Origin of the sequence: Tsukamurella sp. 8F (assembly GCF_029167375.1) — a bacterium.
GTDB lineage: Bacteria > Actinomycetota > Actinomycetes > Mycobacteriales > Mycobacteriaceae > Tsukamurella.
The window spans coordinates 35,184-55,128 of the sequence record NZ_JARFTP010000024.1 but is presented as its reverse complement, the minus strand read 5'-3'; the positions used below and the strand labels follow the sequence as shown (position 1 = coordinate 55,128).

The following is a 19,945-nucleotide window of genomic DNA, read 5'->3' as shown; positions in this document are numbered from 1 at the left end:
GCCCGTCCGGTTCTACTGAGGCTCGCGCCCGTTCTTCCGGATGCTCCCCGGTGATAGCCGGATCGATGCAGATACCAGTGTAAGGGACGTGCCCCACCGGTTATTCCACGTGCTGCAGGTACATGCGCCGCGACCGGTCGGACACCGTACACAGTGCACCGTGGCTCGTACCGACGTCAGTCGTCCAAGTCGGGACGGGGGAACTCCGTCGTGCTGTCGGTCGGCGAGGGCCGCCGCACGTCGCGTGTCTCCGGGGTCTCGTCCCGTGGACGGGCTGCCCGGTTCGCAGTCTCTTCCGCGGCCGACGAGTCCGCGTCGGGATGCTGCCAGGAGTCCGAACCCCAGGACGGAGCGTCCTCCACTCGCTCGATGAAGTCGGTCTTGTCGGGGTCGTAGCCGCCGGACCGTGCCGGCGAACCGGACCGCTCGGACGATCCTGCGCGCCCCTGGACGTCCGAGCCGTAGAGCTCCTGCTCCCCCTCGTCGTCAGTATCGGCGGCACCCTCGTGCGCCCACTGCACGGCCGATACGCGGCCGTAATCGATCGAGAAGTCCCGGGTCGGCGTCTCGTCGTGGTGGCCGAACTCCTCGTGCCCGACAGCGGGGCCCGGAGCGCTCTCTTCGCCCGCGCTATCGGGCGAAGTCCCGCCGACGTCCTCGGTGGACCATTCGTCGCCGCGTGTGGGGTCCGCCGCACCGGCGTCGGCGGCCACGGGGGCCCCGGTCGCAGAATCCGCGGCAGCCGCTCCGGATTCGTGGTCGGCCTTCGAATGTGCGGCGGAAGCAGCACCCGCCGCGCCGACGGCACCCGCCGCACCGGCCGCGGTACCCCCGCGGCCACCACCCGTGTCCCGACCGCCGGGGTCGCGTTCGGCGCGGCGGTACGTCAGAACATCTCCGAGCAGCAGGAGGACGCCGACGACACTCACCGCGACACACGCCACCGCCAGCCACATGTTGGCGGTGATGAGCGCGACGACGAGCAGGACGAACCCGATCACCGTCGCTGCGAGCGCGGCTATCAGCATCCGTATCCCCTCATCTGCCCGGCGGGCGCCGACTCGTTACTTGTTGAACGACGCGTTGCCCGGATCGTTGAAGCCCTGACCGGTCCCATGATCGACGGGCGCCGCGCTGCGCAGCGAGGACAGCTCCTCGAGCTGGCCCTCCAGGTAGGTCTTCAGGCGAGTACGGTACTCGCGCTCGTAGGTCTTGAGCTGCTCGATCCGCCCCTCCAGCACGGTGCGCTGCTGGTTGATCGTGCCCATGATCTCGGTGTGCTTGCGCTCGGCATCGGCCTGCAGAGCGTCGGCCTTCTCCTGCGACTGGCGCAGCTGGTTCTCCGAGCGCGTCTGGGCGTCCGCGAGCATGGCGTCCGAGCGCTGGCGCGCGTCCGCGAGCATGGACTCGGACTTCTGCCGCGCGTCGGCGACCATCGCGTCGGACTTCTGACGGGCGTCCGCCACCAGCTGCTCGGCCTCCTGGCGCGAGTTGGTGGTGAGACGGTCGGCCGTGTCCTGCGCCATCGCGAGGACGCGAGCAGCACGAAGCTGGTGCTCCTCGAGCTCGGCGGCGGACTTGGTCGGCGCGCCCGTAGCGGCCAGCGGTGTGGTCGCGGCCGGAGTGGCGTCGGCCGGAGCCGCGTCCTCGGTGGCCGGCTTCGCGAAGGCGACCGTGCTGCTGCTGGACGGCTCCGGCGCCGCTGCCGTCGGGGCGGCGGCGGGCTTGGCCTTCTTGGCGTCTGCGAGCTCACGCTCGAGCTCGGCGTTGCGCTGCTTCAGGTCCGAGTTCTCCTCGACCAGCCGCGCGAGCTCGGTCTCGACGAGATCGAGGAACTGGTCCACCTCGTCCTCGTTGTACCCGCGCTTGCCGATGGGTGGCTTGCTGAACGCCACATTGTGCACATCAGCGGGTGTCAGCGTCATTTCTCTTTCCCCTCACGTCGGCGGTCGATGCTGCTCAAGTCAGTCGGATAACACTGTAACTAGAGCACATCCTGTCACACTAGACCCGTTCGTTCCTCATCACCTAGTCACATACAAGCCAAAATGCCCGAATCACTCCTGCGGATCAGTACGGGATCACCTGCTGCAGGATGCCGATCAGGATGAACAGGACCAGCATCGACAGGTCCAAACGGACGGCTCCGAGGCGGATCGGCGGGATCAGGCGGCGTAACAGCTTGATCGGTGGATCCGTGACCGTGAACACGGCCTCGAGCAGCACCACACCGAAGCCCGACGGATTCCAGTCCCGGGCCAGCGACTTAACAACCTCGAACACCAGGCGTATCAGGAGCAGTACGAGGAACAGCACCAGGAACACGTGGATCGCGAGTAACAGACCATGCACGGTTACCACTCTGCCTGATCCGCGGCCGTCGAACGTCGCGAGGCCCTGACGAACGCCGCGAGCCCCCTTGCGCGGCGCATGCGCAGGGGGCTCGGACCGGTGTCTCTCCGGTGGTGGATGCTCGGGCTAAGCGGCCCTACCACACCGGGTAGCGGTGTGTCAGTTGGTGTAGAAGCCGGATTCGGCGATCCGTGCCCGCTCCTCGGCCGTCACATCGATGTCGGCGGTCGACAGGATGAAGACCTTGGGCGCGAGACGGTCGAACGAACCACGCAGCGCGAACGCGAGCCCGGCCGCGAAGTCGACGAGACGCTTGGCGTCAGCGTTCTCCATAGCCGTGAGATCCATGACGACGGGCGTACCTTCGCGGTACTTCTCGCCGATCGTTCGGGCGTCCTCGTACGCGGACGGCTTCAGCGTCACGATCCGGGACAGCGCGCTCACATCCGCCGCCTGCTCGACGCGGGGGTCGACCGCGAGCGCTCCGCGGGTCGTCGGAGCCGGGCGGTGCAGATCGGCGCGGGCGTCCAGGCGCTCGGGCGAACGCAGCGGCTCCAGGCGGGCCGGTCGCGGTGCAGGCTCATACGCCTCCTCGTAGCCGTAGTCGCGCCCACGTCCGTAGTCGTAGTCGTCCTCCCGGCCGCCGTACCCGTAGCCGCGGTCGCCGTGGTACGCGGGACGGTAATCGCCCTCGTAGCCGTCGTACTCGTCGTCCAGGTTCCGCCGCCGAGCCGCGTGTGCCCGCGGCTCGGGGGTGGCGCTGTCGAGGTAACGGTCGTCGTACTCCTCCAGCGGCACCATGCCGAAGTACTGCTTGACCTTGTGCAGTGTGCTCATCGAAATCGTGACCTTCCCTCGGCGCGCCTTCGTCGGCCGTGTGACTGCTGTGACTGACGTTATGGCTGAGAGATTACGGGCCGTGCACCGAGAATCGCGGTTCCGACACGCACGCACGTCGAGCCGAATCGCACGGCGAGTTCGAGATCACCGGACATGCCGGCCGACAGCATCGTCGCCCCGGGGTACTGCGTCCGTATGCCACGCCATTTCTCGGCCAGGTCCGCGAAGGCACGCTCCGGCTCCCAGGCGAGGGGAGGGACACCCATCACGCCGGTGAGCTCGAGACCGTCGGCGTCCGCAACCTGTGCCACCAGCGCATCGAAGTCGCCGACGGGAACGCCGCCGCGATCGGGGTCGCCATCGAGGCTGACCTGCACGAGCACGGGCAGGCGACCGTCGCGCTCGCCCGCATCGCGCGCCGCGATCGCCGACCGGTCGAGGGCCGTCGCGAGCCGCGCACTGTCGCACGAATGCACGAGCGTCGCCCACCGGGCGACCGACTTCGCCTTGTTGCGCTGAATGTGGCCCAGCATGTGCCACCGCAGCTGTGGCAGCTCTGCCGCCTTCCTCGCCGCCTCCTGCTCGCGGTTCTCGCCGACGTCGGTGCATCCCAGCTCGGCGAGCAGCGCGGCGTCGGACGCGGGGAAGAACTTGGTGACGGGGAGCAACTGCACCTCGCCCGGCTCTCGTCCGGCCGCCCGGCACGCCTCGTCGATACGCTCGCGCGTGGCCTTCAGACCCGAGGCCAGCTCGTCGCGCCTGGTCATGCGCTCGCTTCCGTCCGGCTCGTCGGGTCCATCCAGATCACCGACGCGAGCCGCCCCGTGGGGGCGCCGCGGCGGTGCGAGAACAGGGAGGCGTCCGTGATGGTGCAGCGCGGGTCGACCGCGACTCCCCCGATGCCCGCCGCCTCGAGCTGCCTCCTGATGCCGGCCCGCAGGTCGAGGCCGTGCGTGCCCTTGTGCGTGCGGCACCGGCTGCCAGGCAGATGCTTCTCCACGTCGGCGGCCATGTCCGCTGGGACCTCGTACTCGGCCCCGCTCGCGGCCGGCCCGAGGAACGCGCCGATCCGCTCGGGCGCCGCGCCCAGCGACACCATCGCCTCGAGGGCGCGAGGAACGATGCCGATGCGCGCACCCACGCGACCGGCGTGCACGGCGGCGACGACCCCGGCGTCGTCGTCCGAGAGCAGGAGGGGCACGCAGTCCGCAGTGAGCACGGCAAGGGCCAACCCTGGCACGTTCGTCACGATGCCGTCGCACGCCTCGACCGGGCCGTCCTGCGGACCGTCGACGATGGCGACCGTGCGGCTGTGGATCTGCTCCATCCACACCATCCGCTCCTCGGGCACCGATATCGATTGCGCGAGGCGACTGCGGTTCGCGGCGACGGCGGCCGGGTCGTCGCCCACGTGGTCGCCGAGGTTGAACGACGCATAGGGCGGCCCGGAGAAGCCGCCCGCGCGGGTGGTGATCACCCTTCGCACACGAAAATCATTGCCGGGCAATGCATTTGGCTCAGAAGAAAAAGAAGCGGGCACGCACCCAGTATAGGTGCGTGCCCGCTGTGCGTTCCGGGAGGTCAGCGACGCATGAAGTCCGGGACGTCCACGTCCAGGTCGTCGTCGTATCGCGGCCGCTGCGCGCGCGCCGGCTGAGCGAACGGATCACCCTGGCGCGGGGGCTGGGCGAAGACGTTGCTGCGCGGACGCGCTGCCGACTGCTGATCGGGCTCCGGCTCGGCCGCATGCTGCGCCTGACGCGGCGCGGCCCCCTGGGCGGGACGCTGCTTGGGCGTCGCGGTGCCGTCGAATCCCGCCGCGACCACGGTGATGCGCACCTCGTCCCCGAGGTTGTCGTCGATCACGGTGCCGAAGATGATGTTCGCGTCCGGATGCGAGGCCTCCTGCACCAGTGATGCCGCCTCGTTGATCTCGAACAGCCCGAGGTCGCTGCCGCCGGCGATCGAGATGAGGACGCCGTGGGCACCATCCATCGACGTCTCCAGCAGCGGCGAGTTGACCGCGGCCTCGGCGGCCTTGAGCGCACGACCCTCGCCACGCGAGGAGCCGATACCCATCAGGGCGCTGCCCGCGCCGGCCATCACTGACTTGACGTCCGCGAAGTCGACGTTGATCAGGCCCGGAGTGGTGATCAGGTCGGTGATGCCCTGGACACCGTTGAGGAGGACCTCGTCGGCGCTCTTGAAGGCGTCCAGCGCGGAGACATTGGCGTCGCCCAGCTGCAGCAGCCGGTCGTTGGGAATCACGATGAGGGTGTCGCAAGCCTCACGCAGGGAGGTGATGCCCTGTTCGGCCTGCTTGCCGCGGCGCGCACCCTCGAACGTGAAGGGGCGGGTCACGACGCCGACGGTGAGTGCGCCGAGCTTCCGGGCGATCGACGCGACGACGGGGGCGCCGCCGGTGCCGGTGCCGCCTCCTTCACCCGCGGTGACGAAGACCATGTCGGCTCCCTTGAGGAGCTCCTCGATCTCGTCCTTGGCGTCCTCGGCGGCCTTGCGTCCCACCTCGGGGTCGGCGCCGGCGCCGAGCCCGCGGGTGGAGTCGCGCCCGACGTCGAGCTTGACGTCGGCGTCGCTCATGATGAGGGCCTGGGCATCGGTGTTGATCGCGATGAACTCAACGCCCTTGAGGCCCTGCTCGATCATCCGGTTAACGGCGTTCACGCCGCCACCGCCGATGCCGACGACCTTGATTACGGCGAGGTAGTTGTGCGGGGGCGTCATAGCGCTGTCGCCTTCCTGGTATCGATGGTGAGTCTTCGTGGTGGGTGCGTCTTCGTTGTGGGGAGCGCGGCCCGGCGAGGCCCGCCACCCGGGCAAACCCTAAACCTCAACCACAGGCTTAGAATTATGTCAAGTAGCTGCTCGTGGAACAACGTATGCGCCGACACCGGTCGCGTCTGTTAGGCGCGCCGCGTGTCGGGGAATTCCCTCGGAATCTCATCGGGCCAGGCGACCATGTGGTGTCGGGACAGAGCGCTCTCGTCACCGGGGCGTCGTGTCGAACCGATCTACTTGGCCGTCGGCACCGCGGGGTTGACGACGGTGTACTCGTGGCCCGGGCGAGTGAGGACCGTCCGCAGCGCAGTGGCCTTCTCGCCTGTCAGGGTGTCGTCGCCCCAGAGCACGATCCGCTTGTCGTGCAGGACGATACGCACAGCGGCGGGCGACTCGGCCCCGATCTCCTTGACCTGGCCGCGCAGATCGGCGGGCAGGGACGTGAGCACCGCGAGTGCGGCGCGGGTGTCTGCATCACCGGACGACGGATTCGACGTCGTCAGCCGGGGCGTGAACGAGGGCGGCTTGGCCACCTGCAGGAAGGGGGTGCCCTTGGCGTCGACGAGCGCGGTCGCGCCGCGGATGGACGCGTACGCGACGACCTCCCGCTCCACCACGTGCACGACGACCGACGACGGGTACTTGACGGTCACCGTCGCACTGTCGATCCATGGGCTCACCTCGGCGACGCGCACCGCGGCGGCGTCTCGCTCCGACCGCTGCAGTTGCATCAGCGGCCTCCCCTTCAGCCCGTCGACGGCCGCGGCGACGCGATCCTGCGGCGCATTGGTCGCGCCGGTCACCTCGACACTGCGTACGGACAGCAGCGGGCTGAAATACAGGGCGGCGACGATGCCCACGAGCACAGCCACCGCCCCGAAGGCGACCAGCAGCGGCAACAGCCCCGGGATCCGGCGGCGGCTCCCCTCGACGCGAGAACTCAACGGCCCGCCTCGGCAAGAGCTGTGAGGATCGCGGGCCCCTGGAGGGTCACATCCCCCGCGCCCATCGTGATGACGATATCGCCCGGCCGTGCCAGTCCCTTGACCGTCGACGGAACGCGGGACACGTTGGGCTCGTAGTGGACCGTGGCGGTCACGTGGTCGGCGATCAGCTTGCCCGTCACGCCGGGGACGGGCTCTTCGCGCGCGCCGTACACGTCCAGCACGACGGCCTCGTCGGCGAGCGAGAGGGCCGTGCCGAACTCCTCCGCGAACGATTCGGTACGGGAGTACAGGTGCGGCTGGAACACCACGATCACGCGTGAGCCTTCGCCGGTCTTCTCCGTCATATCGCGGGCTGCGGTGAGGACCGCGCGGACCTCGGTCGGGTGATGGGCGTAGTCGTCGAAGACCCGTACGCCGCTCTCGGTGCCGCGCAGCTGGAACCGGCGGTGCACTCCCCCGAAGCTCTCGATACCCTCGATCACCTTGGGCGTCGGGTAGCCCAGGCACACCGACGCGATGGTGGCGCCGATAGCATTGAGCGCCATGTGTTTACCGGGCACCGAGAGGACCAACGCGCGCTCGCTCACCGTGCGGTGCTCGTCGGAGAACCGGACGCGCAGCAGGCCGCCCTCGGCACGCGGCTTGTAGTCCACGAGGGTCGCGATCAACGTGACGTCGGGCGCCAGGTCGGTGTGCAGCCCCTCTCCATAGCCGAAGACGGAGACCCCGCGCGTCCGAAGGGCGGCGTGGTTGCGCTGCGCGAGCGAGGCTGATCCCGGGTCGTCGAGGCACGCGACGACGGCGCCACCCGGGCGCACGCGTGCGAGGAACGCGTCGAACACCTCGACGTACTTCTCGGCGGTGCCGAAGAAGTCCAGGTGGTCGGCCTCGACGTTGGTGACCACTACGACGTCGGGCGAGTACTGCAGGAGTGAGCCGTCGGACTCGTCGGCCTCCGCCACGAAGACGTCGCCGCTGCCGTGGAACGCGTTGGTGCCGGACTCGTTGAGCTCGCCGCCCACCGCGAACGAGGGGTTCGCGCCGCAGTGCTGCAGGCCGACGACCGCCATCGACGTCGTCGACGTCTTGCCGTGGGTGCCGGATACGAGCAGGGTCCGATAGCCCTCCATGAGGTCGGCGAGGACCTCCGGCCGCAGGATCACGGGGATGCCGCGCCGGCGCGCCTCCACGAGCTCGGGGTTGTCCTTCGGGATGGCGGCGTGCGTCGTGACCACGACCGAGGGGCCGCCCTCGAGCAGATCCAGCGCCTCAGGGCTGTGGCCGACCGCGATCTGCGCGCCGCGCGCCCGCAGTGCCAGAACACCCCGGCTCTCCTTGGCGTCCGAGCCGGAGACCTGACCCCCGCGCGCGAGCAGGATCCGAGCGATCCCGGACATACCGGCTCCGCCGATACCCACCATGTGCACGCGTCGCAACCGCTCGGGCAGGCCCGCCTGTACCGATGTCACCGACTGCAGTCCCATCTTCTCTCTCGTGCCGTGGCTGAAGCTCCCGGCCGCGGCGTCTCGAATCTCAGCGCCGGGCGAGGTCCAGCGCCGCCGCGGCGACGGTGCCCGCAGCGTCCCGGTGACCGCATCCCGCGGCCGCCGTCCCCATCGCGGCGAGCCGGTCGCCGTCGAGGGCGAGCGGCGCCACGGTGTCGCGGACGTAGCCCGGGGTGAAGTCGCTGTCGGCAACCATGATGCCACCCCCCGCGTCGACCACGGGCCGCGCGTTGAGCGCCTGCTCGCCGTTGCCGTGCGGGAGCGGCACGTACACCGCCGGCAGGCCGACCGACGCGACCTCGGCCACGGTCATGGCCCCCGACCGGCAGACGGCCAGGTCCGCCGCGGCATAGGCCAGGTCCATGCGGGTCAGATACGGCACGGCCACGTAGCCGGGCTCGCTGACGTCGAGGGTGTTCTTGGGCCCGTACGCGTGCAGCACGCCGACCCCCGCCGACGCGAGCTCCGGCGCCGCGCCGGAGATCCCCTCGTTCAGCCGCAGCGCGCCCTGGCTGCCGCCGAACACGAGGACCACGGGGCCGTCGCCCGGCAGACCGAAGTGGGCACGCGCCTCGGCGCGCAGCCCCCGGCGGTCGAGCGAGGTGATGGCCTCCCGCACGGGCATGCCCACGACTCGGCCGCGGATGCCTGAGTCGGGCACGGCCGCGAAGACCTCGGTTGCGAGGCGCGCGCCCACCTTGTTGGCGACGCCGGCGCGGGCGTTCGCCTCGTGGATGACGACGGGCAGCCTCAGGCTGCGCGCCGCGAGATACGCGGGCAGCGCGACGTAGCCGCCGAAGCCGACCACCACATCGGCCTCCACCTCGCGCAGCACCTGGCGCGTGCGGCGCACCGCACCCACGACGCGCGCGGGCAGCTCGAGCAGGTCCCGGCCCGGTTTGCGAGGTAGCGGCACCGGCGGGATCATCTCGAGCCGGTAGCCGCGCTCGGGCACGAGACGGCCCTCGAGCCCCTTCGGGGTGCCGAGGGCCGTGATACGTGCGTCCGGGTCGATCCGCTGGACCGCATCGGCCACGGCCATCGCGGGTTCGATGTGGCCGGCGGTGCCGCCGCCGGCCACGACCACCGATGCGGGCCGGGTGGGCGTGCTCAGGATCGTCTCCTCCGGTCGGTGCGGGTGGCGCGAGGCTCGGCCGAACGGCCCTCGGACCGGGCGGAGCGGCCCTGTGCCTGGCCGACGCCGCCACGGCGCCAGGGCTGGGCCACGGACGCGGAGCGTCCACTGGTGCGGGGCGCCGGGCCGCCACTGGTGCGGGGCGCAGGACGTCCGGCGGTGCGGGGCGCCGGGCGGCCCCACCTGGGGTCGTCATAGGGCTGACGGTCGTAGGGCGACGGGCCGGAGACGCGGCCGTACGATCCCGCCCCGCGCGGTGCGCGACGGTACATCTCAGGGCTCGCGACGCGTGCGCCACGGGGGCCGGCCGCGCCCGGTCCGGGGCGCCCCTTCCCGCGGCGGGGGTCGGGGGTTGCACGGTACGGCGCGACGTAGGGTCGCGGCGTGGGCAACCGCATCCAGCGCCCGAAGCGGCTGTCGCGACCGGTGCTCAGTGCCGCCACCGCCTCGGGTTCGTGCCTGGCAGCGCTCGCCAGCAGGCCGAACATGAACAGCACCATGATGATCGAGTTACCGCCCGCGGAGAGCAGCGGGAGCTGGATACCGGTCACGGGCAGCAGCCCGACGACGTAGCCCATGTTGATGATCGCCTGCGTCGCGATCAGCGTCGTGATGGTCGCGGCCGTGAGCCGGACGAACGGGTCCGCATTGCGCCGCGCGATTCGCAGGCCCACCCACGTGAGCAGCGCGAACATCGCGATCGTCACCGCCGCACCCACGTAGCCGAGTTCCTCGCCGATGATCGCGAAGATGAAGTCGTTCTTCGCATTGGGCAGGTAGTTCCACTTGGCCTTCGAGCCGCCGAGCCCGACGCCGAAGAATCCGCCGTCCGCGAGCGAGTACTTGGCCTGGGTGGTCTGGTAGTCGGCGCCGAGGTGGTCGTTGGCCGCCCCGGTGAAACCGCCGATGAACGAGCGCACGCGCGCCGACCGGTAGCCCTCGGTGAACGCGAGGATGATGGCTGCGGCGACTCCGGCCGCGATGAGGCTCACGAAGATCCGCACCGGCAGCCCGGCGAAGTACAGCAGGGTACCGACGACGATCGCGATGATGATCGCGGTCGACAGGTTCGGCTCCTTCGCGATGAGCGCGGCGATCAGCAGGCCCACGGGCACCAGCGGCACCGTCAGCTCCTTGAGCGTCGAGTCGGGGCGCTTATCCGCGAGCAGATGCGCGCCCCACAGGATCAGCGCGACCTTTGCGAGCTCCGAGGGCTGCAGGGTGATCGGGCCCATCTCGATCCAGCGGCGACCGCCGTCGACCATCGTGCCGATGCCCGGCACCAGCACCGCGACCAGCAGGATCAGGGACACGACGACGACGAACAGCGAGATCCGCCGGAGGAAGCGCATCGGCATGTGCATCGCCACCAGGAACGCGACCAGGCCGATCACCGCATACATGACCTGGCTGAAGAAGAGGCCGTACGCCGAACCGTTGCGCGTGTAGTCCTCGACCGACGACGCGGACAGCACCATGATCACGCCCATCACGGTGAGCACCATCGTCAGGCCGACCACGATGTGGAACGACGCCAGCGGACGGTCGAGCGCCAGCAGCACGTTCGATACGGCCGTCCGGACTCCGGAGGCGCCGTCGCGTACCAGTTCGCCCGCGTTGCGGCGGGGCTCGGCGGGCTCGTTCGCCTCGTCGCCTGGCTGCGCATCGAATTCGGTGCTCTCGGGCGCGCTCGGTTCGAACTCGTCGTCGAAGTCGTCGTGGTCCTGTTCAGTGGCCGTCCGGGCACCGTCTCCGACGGCCTCGCTCATGCGCGTTCCCCTGCCAGTGCGCGGGCGGAGGTGGCGAACGCGTCGCCGCGGTGGCCGTAGGACGTGAACATGTCCAGCGATGCGGCGGCGGGCGCGAGTAGCACCGCGGACGCGCCGCCCTCCTCGGCCATGCGTGCGGCGGCGCGGACGGCGACGTCCATTGCCGCGTCCGGCCCGCTCGGCGCCGTCACTGTGGTCAGTCGCGCAACATCAGTCACTGGAGACACATCTCCATCGTCACCCGTAGATACCCGAACCACCGGGACATCCGGCGCGTGTCGCGCCAATGCCTCCGCGATCACACCCGCGTCGACGCCCAACAGGACCGCTCCGGCCAACCGCGGCGCCGTATCGGCGACGAGCGGCGCGACGTCGGCGCCCTTGAGCTGTCCACCCGCGATCCACACGACGCGCTCGTGCGCCGAGAGCGAGACCCGAGCCGCGTGCGGGTTCGTCGCCTTCGAGTCGTCTATGTAGATGACCCCGCGCACCGTCGCCACCGGCTGCGCGCGGTGCCCGCCCACCTCGAACGCGGCGAGGGCGGCGCCGGACGTGGACGGCGGTACGCCGACGGCGGCGGCCAGCGCGGCGGCCGCGAGGGCGTCGGCTACACCCGCGGGGCTGGCGGGCACGACGTCGGCGGCCGGCAGGATCCGGGCACCACTGCCGTCGACCAGCACGCCGTCGCGGACACCGTACTGCCCCGGGCCGGGCTCGCCGGTGGTGAAGCCGACGGTGACCTCGGGGCCCGACAGCGCGGACGCCACCGGGTCGTCCAACCCGATCACCGCTACGTCACCCCGCAGGGCGCGCGCCTTGTCCGCGGTGTACGCCTCCATCGAGCCGTGCCAGTCGAGGTGGTCTTCGGCGACGTTGAGCACGACGCCTGCGCGCGGATGGATATTCGGCGCCCAGTGCAGCTGGAACGACGACAGCTCTATCGCCAGCACGCGGTGATCAGCGGGGTCGGCGACCGCGTCGATGACCGTGCGGCCGATGTTGCCGCATGCGACCGCGGCGAGGCCCGCGCGCCGCAGGATCGCCTCCAGCATCGATGTGGTCGTGGTCTTCCCGTTGGTGCCGGTCACCACGAGCCACGTGCGTGGCGCGCCGAACAGGCCCGCCCGGTCCGCCTGCCACGCGAGTTCGACATCACCGACCACCGGCACTCCGGCGGCCTGCGCGGCGACCAGCAGCGGGGAGTCGGGCCGGAAACCCGGCGCGCACACGACGGCGGCGAATCGGGATGGATCCGCGCGCTCGAGGTCGAGGACCGCCACGTCCGGCACCTCGGTCGCCGCCTTCTCGCGCGCCGCAGGCTTGCCGTCGGCGATCGTGGGCCGCACTCCGAGTGTCCGGAGCGCCCGGGCGACGGCCGGCCCCGTGACACCCGCCCCGGCGACGAGGACCTCGGCGCCCGGTTCGAGGTACGGCTGCATCAGCCCGCGCTGCCGAGGAACTCGATGTAGAACAGGCCCAGGCCCAACGCGCACGCGATGGCCGTGAGGAGCCAGAACCGGATGATCACGGTGGTCTCCGCCCACCCCGCCAACTCGAAGTGATGATGGAACGGCGCCATGCGGAACACGCGCCGGCCCGTGGTCCGGAAGACCGCGATCTGCGTCACCACCGACACCATCTCGGCCACGAACAGCGCGCCGATCACGATGGCGAGCAACTCGGTGCGGGTCGTGATGGAGAGTCCGGCCAGCAGACCGCCCAGCATGAGCGAACCCGTGTCGCCCATGAAGATCTTCGCGGGAGCTGCGTTCCACCACAGGAACCCGAGGCAGCCGCCGCCCGCGGCGACGGCGACCAGGGCGAGGTCGAGCGGGTCGCGCACGTCGTAGCAGCCCGCCGTCATCCCCTTCGGCCCGCCCACGCACGCGTTGCGGTACTGCCAGAACGTCATGAGTACATAGGAGCCGAGGACCATGGCCATCGACCCGGCAGCGAGCCCGTCCAGGCCGTCGGTGAAGTTGACGGCGTTCGACCACGACCAGATGACGAACAGGCAGAACAGCACGAAGACGATCGGCACCATGGAGAGCTCGTTGATGTCACGCGTGTAGCTCAGGTGTGGGCTCGCAGGCCCGGTGCCGCCGTCCCGGAACTGCAGCACCAGGACCCCGAACACGATCGCGGAGACCGCCTGGCCCACCAGCTTCGCGGTCTTGTTCAGGCCGAGGTTGCGCTGCTTGCGGATCTTGATGAAGTCGTCGAGGAAGCCGACGAAGGCGAGGGCGGAGGCGAGCCCCAGCACCAGCAGGCCGGATGCCGACGGGCCCGGTCCGCTTCCCAGGCCCACCAGGTGTGCCCCCAGGTAACCGCACCACAGTGCGACCACGATCGCCACGCCGCCCATCGACGGCGTGCCGCGCTTGGTCTGGTGGCTCTGCGGGCCCTCGACCCGGATCTCCTGGCCGAAACCCTGCCGGGAGAAGATCTTGATGAGCACCGGCGTGAGCATGATGGCCACCGCCAGCGAGATCCCGCCCGCGAACAGGATTTGCTTCACCTTACGAATTCCCCTCGGTCGTAACGCCCCTCTGTGCGGGGTCCGACGTGCCGGGCGCGGTCGTGCCCAGCGCGGTGACGGCTTCCGCCACGGTCCACATCTTCTCGGATTTGGACGCCTTCACCAAAACGAGGTCACCCGGGCGCACCTGCTCCGTGAGCAGGGCCACGGCCTCTTCCCGCGTGTCCACCCGCACGGCCTCGGCTCCCCAGGAGCCCTCCTGTACCGCTCCCTGCCACAGCGCGCGTACCGACCGGGACGGTCCGACACATACGAGCTGCGAGATGTCGAGGCGCACCGCGTACCGTCCGACCTTGTCGTGTTCCGCGATGGATTCGTCGCCCAGCTCGCCCATCTCGCCCAGGACCGCCCACGTCCGGCGCTTCTCGGCGGCGGGCGAGCCTTCGGGCGCGAACCGGGCCATCTGTGCGAGCGAGCGCAGGGCGGCGCGGACCGCATCCGGGTTGGCGTTGTAGGAGTCGTTGATCACCGTGACGCCGTTCTCCGCCGTCGTCACGTCCATCCGGCGCGGCGACGCCGCCGTCGCGCCCGACAGGCTCTCGGCGACGCCGGCGACGGTCGCGCCGCACTCGAGCGCCACCGCGGCCGCGGCCAGCGCGTTGTGCACCTGGTGCTCGCCGTGCACGAGCAACTGCACCGCCGCCTCGTCGCCGCGGGCGTGCAGCGTGAACGCCGCGCGCGCCCGGCCGTCGAGGGAGACGTCCGCGGCCCGCACGTCGGGAGTCTCGCCGAAGCCGTAGCTCACGACACGCGCAGACGTCCTCGGCGCCATCGCGGCGACCGCGTCGTCGTCGGCATTGAGTACCGCGACGCCCGTCTCCGGGAGTGCCTCGACCAGCTCGCCCTTGGCCTGTGCGATGGCCGCCCGCGAACCGAACTCGCCCAGGTGCGCGGTGCCGACGTTGAGCTCGACTCCGATGCGCGGCGGCGCGACGCGGGCCAGGGCCGCGATGTGGCCGGGGCCGCGCGCCGACATCTCGAGCACCAGGAAGCGTGTGGATTCGTTGGCGCGCAACGCCGTCCAGGGATGGCCGATCTCGTTGTTGAACGAACCGGGCGGTGCGACCGTCTCGCCGAGCGGGCGCAGCACGGCAGCGATGAGATCTTTGGTCGAGGTCTTACCCGCCGAGCCGGTCACGCCGACCACGGTGAGACCGCCGTTCGGTCGCGACGGATCCGCGAGCGCACGCACCACGTGGTTCGCGAGTGCCGCGAGCGCGCCCAGGACGGCGGCCCCCGCACCGTCGGCGTCGCTCTCGAGTGCCATGACCCGATTGTCGGTCTCCCCGGTCACCGGCACGACGATGGCCGGCACACCCACGGGGCGCGCTGCGAGGACCGCGGCCGCACCCTTCTCGACGGCAGCGGCGGCGAAGTCGTGCCCGTCCACACGCGCTCCCGGTAGGGCCAGGAACAGCCCGCCCGGGCCGATCTCGCGGGAGTCGAACTCGACGGTGCCGGTGATCCGGATGGACGGGTCGGGCGCATCGTGCAGCTCGCCGCCGACGATGTCGGCGACCTCACGCAGCGTCAGGGGGATCAACTGTTCTCCTTCCAGATCCGGACGGACGCGGGCTCAGGCCCGGTCCGGTCCGGCGTCGACGGACCCGCGCAGGCGCGCATCGATTGCGCGCGCCAACTCGTCGCGGTCGTCGAACGGGTGCTTGACGCCGGCGATCTCCTGGCCCGGCTCGTGCCCCTTGCCTGCGATCAGGACGACGTCGCCCGGACGCGCCCACGCGACCGCGGCCGCTATCGCGGCGCGCCGGTCGCCGACCTCACGCACCTCGCCTCCGCCGCGGCCCTCGCCCGCCGCGACGGCCGCACGGGCACCGTCGAGCACGGCCGCACGGATCGCACCCGGCTCCTCGGTGCGGGGGTTGTCGTCTGTGACGACCACCAGCTCGGCCCCACGCGCGGCGGCCGCGCCCATAAGAGGCCGCTTGCCGCGGTCGCGGTCACCGCCAGCGCCGACGACGATGCCGATGCGGCCCGGGGTCTGGGCGCGCAGCGTCGCGATGACCGCCTCGACGGCCGCGGGCTTATGCGCGTAGTCGACGACCGCGAGGAAGTCCTGGCCACGGTCGATCCGCTGGACCCGGCCGGGCACCGCCACGAGCGCGACACCCGCTGCGGCGGCGGCCAGGTCGGCTCCCGCCGCGTGGGCGACGGCGAGCGCCAGCGCAGCGTTGGCCACGTTGTAGCGGCCAGGCAGCGCGATGGTGACATCCGCCGTTCCGCCTGGGCCGGTCAGCGTGAAGGACTGCGAGCCGTCGGCGGCGACCACGACATCCCCCGTGGTCCAGTCGGCGGCGGAGGCGTCGGTCGGCGAGTTCGTGGCGACCGTGCTGAGCGGCAGGCCCGCGGCGCGGCGCAGGTCGGCCATCCGGCGGCCCCAGTCGTCGTCGACGCAGATCACCGCGTGAGCACAAACCGGGTCGCCGGGCTCGACCGGCACGAACAGTCGGGACTTGGCCTGGAAGTAGTCCTCGATCGTCGGGTGGTAGTCGAGGTGGTCCTGGCTGAGGTTGGTGAAGGCACCCACGGCGAACCTGGTGCCGCCCGCCCGGTTCTGATCCAGCGCGTGCGAACTGACCTCCATGACGGCTGCGGTGACCCCGCGTTCGACCATGACCGCGAACAGTCCCTGCAACGCGCTGCCCTCGGGCGTGGTGAGCGAGGTCGCGATGACCTCGCCCGCGATCCGTGTCCCGACGGTGCCGACCAGCCCCGTCGTATTCCCCGCCGCGCCCAGCGCCGCGTCGACGAGGTAGCTCGTCGTCGTCTTGCCGGAGGTGCCGGTGATTCCAACCAGCGTGAAGCGCGTCGAGGGATCGCCGTAGACGACGGCGGCGACCGGGCCGAGCACGTGACGCGGATCCTCGTGGACGACGACCGGCAGCCCCTGTGGCGGAAGGAGCCGTGCACCGTCGGGCCCGGCCAGCAGCGCCGCACCGTCGGGGTCGGTCAGCACGGCGACCGCACCCCGCCCGGCGGCGTCGCCGACGAACCGCGCGCCGTGCGTGGTCATGCCCGGCACTCCGGCGAACAGGTCTCCCCGCTGCACGGACTGGGCTCGAACCGTCGCGCCGGTCACCAACGTCTCGGCGTCCTCGCGAGCGATGCGCAGGTCCGGAACGGCCGCCGCCAGGGCGCCCAGAGTCGCCCCGGCCACGTTGGTCGGTCGAGTCGGATCCGATTCAGGCACCGGCGTAGCCTACCCGTCTCCTGGGCGTCTACTGCCAACCCGCCTGCAGCGTCAGCTTCGGCGCCGGCGGGGACAGTGGAACGCTGTTCTTCTGCAGGAGGTACGCGGCGATGTCGTGGAACAGCGGGGCCGCGGACTCGCCTCCCGTGCCGTCCGAACTGCGAGTGGGCGCGTCCATCATTATGCCGACGACGAAGCGGGGGTCGTTGGTGGGCGCGATCCCGGCGAACGTGATGTTGTACTTCGAATTCGAGTACGCATGGGTCACCGGATCGACCTGCTGCGCCGTACCCGTCTTGCCGCTGATCTGGTATCCGGCGACGGCGCCCTTCGCACCCGTGCCCTCCTGGAGCCCGGTCGGGTCGTCCTGCAGCGCCGCGCGGAACATATCCAGGACCGTCTTGGCCGAGTTCGGGCTCATCACCTGGTCGGTCTTGGCCTGCGCGACCGGGTTGTCGGCGCCCGCCACGGACTGGAGGATGCGCGGCTGGATGCGCTCACCACCGTTGGCGAGAGCCTGGTACATCCCCGTCATCTGGAGCAGCGTCATCGACAGGCCCTGGCCGATGGGTAGGTTCGCGAACGTGCCTCCCGACCATTGGCTCTGCGGCATGACCGAACCCGGGCTCTCCCCCGGCAGGCCCAGGCCGGACGCCTGGCCCAGGCCGAAACGCTGCAGGTAGTCCGCGTAGCGCTTCTCCCCCACCCGCTGAGCGAGCATCAGGGTGCCGACGTTCGAGGACTTACCGAAGATGCCGGTCGTGGTGTAGGGCGCCACACCGTGCACCCACGCGTCGTTGACCGTCACACCTGCCATCCGGATCGAACCGGGCACGTGCAGGACCTCGTTCGGGTTCGTGAGGTTGTTGTCGATCGCGGCCGACGCGGTGACGATCTTGTTCACCGAGCCCGGCTCGAAGGGAGTGCTCACAGAGGGGTTGCCGAGTTGGGCGTCCGGAGCCTGATTGGCCATGCCGAGCGCGGGGTTGAAGGTGTTGTTGTTGGCCATCGCCAGAACCTGGCCGGTCTTGGCGTCCATCACCACCGCCTGCACGCCCTTGGCGCCCGACTTCTTGTACGCCGACTGGACAGCCTGCTGGACGAAGAACTGGACGTCGTTGTCGAGCGTCAGCGTCACCTTGGAGCCGTTGACCGCGGGGTGCACGTCGCGGGTACTGCCCGGGATGACCGCGCCGTCGGAGCCGCGGTCGTAGACCTCGGAGCCGTCCTTACCCGCCAACACCGAGTCCAGCGACGACTCCAGGCCGACCAAACCGTGCCCGTCCCACCCCGTCGAGCCGACGACGTTGGCCGCGAGCGAGCCGCCCGGGTAGTTGCGGATGCTCTGTCGCTCAGCCCCGACCTCGCTGTACTCGTCGGTGATCTGGGACGCCTTCGCGGGATCGACGCCGCGGGCGATGTAGACGAACGTCTCGTTGCTGTTCAGCTGATCGAGAACCTTCTGCTCGTCCACCTCGCTACCCAGCACCTGCGCGATCTTGTGCGCGATGTCCTTGAGCCGCTGCTCGGGCTCCGGGTTCTTCTTCGGGTCTTTGGTGTAGGCGTCCTGCAGTTGCTTGCGGACCGCCTGCGGCTGGAAGGTCAGCGACTTGGCCTCGAGCGTGAACGCGATCGGCTGCCCGTTGCGGTCGACGATGGCACCGCGCGTCGCGGGCAGCACCTCGTAGACCTCGCGCTGATCAGCCGCGCGCGCCGAGAGGCCGGGCGCCTGCACGAACTGCACCACCGCGAGCCACAGCGCGATCGCGGTGAAGACAGCCAGGATCACGGCGCCGCCGAATCGGTTGCGGCGCAGGTACTTCGTCGCCAGCGGGAGGCCGGCGCCGCTCTTCATCCGTGCCCGGGCCGCCTGCGGGCGAGCCTGTCGCTGTGCGTTGCCCCTGGTCGGCTGAGACCGCCCCCTCGCCGGCTGCGGTCGGCCGGCCTGGGGACGGCCACGGCGCGTGCCGCGCGGCGGCTGCATCGAACGCGTCACCGGGCCCCCTGGGGTGCCTGAGTCTGCTGTGTCTGGGTCTGCTGCGCCTGGGGCCGGCCCTGTTGGGCCTGCGGCTGCTGGGCCTGTGGGCCCGGCTGGGCCTGGGTGGTGGGAGCCGGGGACGGCGTACCGTTCGCCGGCGCTGCCGTGTTGGGCACAGCGGGAGTACCGGAGTTCATGGTGACCAATTGTTCACCGCCGGAGCGCGGCTGCCCGGGATTCGGTCCTGTCGGCGTGCCACCCGCGGGCGGCGCATTGAGTGGTGCGGGCGCCGTACCGGTGGCCGGCTTGGGCGTGCCGACCACCTTCACCTTGCCCCTGGCGCCCTGCATGAGCACCGGGAGGTCGCCCGCGGGCACCATGCCCAGCTGAGTGGCGCGCTCTGCGAGATCCGGAGCGCTCTCCCCCGCCTTCACATCGCGTTCGAGCCCGGCGCGGCGCTCCGTCAGGGCCTGGTTGATATCGGATTGGCGACCGAGCGCGTAGGCCTTCTCCGCGCTCCCCGTAGACAGCCACAGGGTCAGGGCCAGACCTGCCGCGACCAAGAGGCAGACGCCGACCATGAACGGGACCCGGCGGGCCATCGCGGCGGGCGCGGAAGGGATGCGCGCGACGATGCGGCGCGCCGAGTACCCGCCCTCACGGTGCCGACGCAGGGCTCGCTCGCTGGGTGTCTCCCGAACGAACCGGCCCGACGCGGCGGCCGCGTCCTGGGCCTGCCTGCGGCGGTCGCGGCGCTCGATCGCGCGCTGCGCCGCTGCCGACCGTGTCCTGCTGCGTCCGTCCCGCGTGCGGTCCGCGCGGCGGGGGGACGCTGCGCGGGCACCTGGGCGGGGATCCGACGTGATGGTCATC

17 protein-coding genes are annotated in these 19,945 nt (G+C 70.8%); all 17 read right to left on the bottom strand.

Translation table 11 applies throughout. The annotated features are described in order from the left end of the window. Nucleotides 1-176: 176 nt before the first annotated feature. The gene (locus tag P0W64_RS16865) at nt 177-1,028 is read right to left on the bottom strand and encodes a hypothetical protein (RefSeq protein ID WP_275481316.1); all 852 of its coding nucleotides are present in this window, start codon (nt 1,026-1,028) and stop codon (nt 177-179) included. 36 nt (nt 1,029-1,064) lie between these two features. Further along, nucleotides 1,065-1,925 (bottom strand): DivIVA domain-containing protein, encoded by an 861-nt coding sequence (locus P0W64_RS16860; RefSeq protein ID WP_275481315.1) that lies wholly within the window; start codon nt 1,923-1,925, stop codon nt 1,065-1,067. Between the two features lie 145 nt (nt 1,926-2,070). Further along, nucleotides 2,071-2,352, bottom strand: coding sequence for a YggT family protein (locus P0W64_RS16855; protein WP_275481330.1), 282 nt, complete (start codon nt 2,350-2,352; stop codon nt 2,071-2,073). A gap of 159 nt (nt 2,353-2,511) precedes the next feature. Further along, a complete protein-coding gene (gene sepF / locus P0W64_RS16850; protein WP_275481314.1) occupies nt 2,512-3,189 on the bottom strand; it encodes a cell division protein SepF in 678 nt (225 codons plus the stop codon). A gap of 59 nt (nt 3,190-3,248) precedes the next feature. Continuing rightward, on the bottom strand, nt 3,249-3,959 hold the full coding sequence (locus P0W64_RS16845; RefSeq protein WP_275481313.1) for a YggS family pyridoxal phosphate-dependent enzyme: 711 nt from the start codon (nt 3,957-3,959) through the stop codon (nt 3,249-3,251). Beyond that, nucleotides 3,956-4,669, bottom strand: coding sequence for a peptidoglycan editing factor PgeF (gene pgeF, locus P0W64_RS16840; RefSeq protein ID WP_275481312.1), 714 nt, complete (start codon nt 4,667-4,669; stop codon nt 3,956-3,958). The genes P0W64_RS16845 and pgeF overlap by 4 nt, the downstream gene beginning before the upstream one ends. 104 nt (nt 4,670-4,773) lie before the next feature. Further along, nucleotides 4,774-5,937 (bottom strand): cell division protein FtsZ, encoded by a 1,164-nt coding sequence (ftsZ, locus tag P0W64_RS16835; protein ID WP_275481311.1) that lies wholly within the window; start codon nt 5,935-5,937, stop codon nt 4,774-4,776. A 287-nt stretch (nt 5,938-6,224) separates the two neighbouring features. Next, on the bottom strand, nt 6,225-6,935 hold the full coding sequence (locus tag P0W64_RS16830) for an FtsQ-type POTRA domain-containing protein (RefSeq protein WP_275481310.1): 711 nt from the start codon (nt 6,933-6,935) through the stop codon (nt 6,225-6,227). Then, nucleotides 6,932-8,422 carry a UDP-N-acetylmuramate--L-alanine ligase gene (gene murC / locus P0W64_RS16825; protein WP_275481309.1) on the bottom strand — a complete coding sequence of 497 codons (1,491 nt, stop codon included), beginning with the start codon at nt 8,420-8,422 and terminating at the stop codon, nt 6,932-6,934. The genes P0W64_RS16830 and murC overlap by 4 nt, the downstream gene beginning before the upstream one ends. Before the next feature lie 49 nt (nt 8,423-8,471). Then, entirely contained in the window at nt 8,472-9,557 is a 1,086-nt protein-coding gene (gene murG, locus P0W64_RS16820) for an undecaprenyldiphospho-muramoylpentapeptide beta-N-acetylglucosaminyltransferase (RefSeq protein WP_275481329.1), read from the bottom strand. Beyond that, nucleotides 9,554-11,347, bottom strand: coding sequence for a putative lipid II flippase FtsW (gene ftsW / locus P0W64_RS16815; RefSeq protein WP_275481308.1), 1,794 nt, complete (start codon nt 11,345-11,347; stop codon nt 9,554-9,556). The genes murG and ftsW overlap by 4 nt, the downstream gene beginning before the upstream one ends. Next, complete coding sequence (gene murD / locus P0W64_RS16810; RefSeq protein ID WP_275481307.1) at nt 11,344-12,786, bottom strand: UDP-N-acetylmuramoyl-L-alanine--D-glutamate ligase; 1,443 nt, start codon at nt 12,784-12,786, stop codon at nt 11,344-11,346. Before murD ends, ftsW begins: the two co-directional genes overlap by 4 nt. Next, nucleotides 12,786-13,865 (bottom strand): phospho-N-acetylmuramoyl-pentapeptide-transferase, encoded by a 1,080-nt coding sequence (gene mraY / locus P0W64_RS16805; RefSeq protein WP_275481306.1) that lies wholly within the window; start codon nt 13,863-13,865, stop codon nt 12,786-12,788. The genes murD and mraY overlap by 1 nt, the downstream gene beginning before the upstream one ends. Before the next feature lies 1 nt (nt 13,866). Further along, nucleotides 13,867-15,429, bottom strand: coding sequence for a UDP-N-acetylmuramoyl-tripeptide--D-alanyl-D-alanine ligase (gene murF, locus P0W64_RS16800; RefSeq protein ID WP_275481305.1), 1,563 nt, complete (start codon nt 15,427-15,429; stop codon nt 13,867-13,869). A gap of 33 nt (nt 15,430-15,462) precedes the next feature. Beyond that, nucleotides 15,463-17,037 (bottom strand): UDP-N-acetylmuramoyl-L-alanyl-D-glutamate--2,6-diaminopimelate ligase, encoded by a 1,575-nt coding sequence (locus P0W64_RS16795; RefSeq protein ID WP_275481328.1) that lies wholly within the window; start codon nt 17,035-17,037, stop codon nt 15,463-15,465. Nucleotides 17,038-17,122: 85 nt separating this feature from the next. Then, entirely contained in the window at nt 17,123-18,949 is a 1,827-nt protein-coding gene (locus tag P0W64_RS16790; protein WP_275481304.1) for a penicillin-binding protein 2, read from the bottom strand. A 137-nt stretch (nt 18,950-19,086) separates the two neighbouring features. Then, nucleotides 19,087-19,944, bottom strand: coding sequence for a hypothetical protein (locus P0W64_RS16785; protein ID WP_275481303.1), 858 nt, complete (start codon nt 19,942-19,944; stop codon nt 19,087-19,089). Nucleotide 19,945 lies beyond the last annotated feature (1 nt).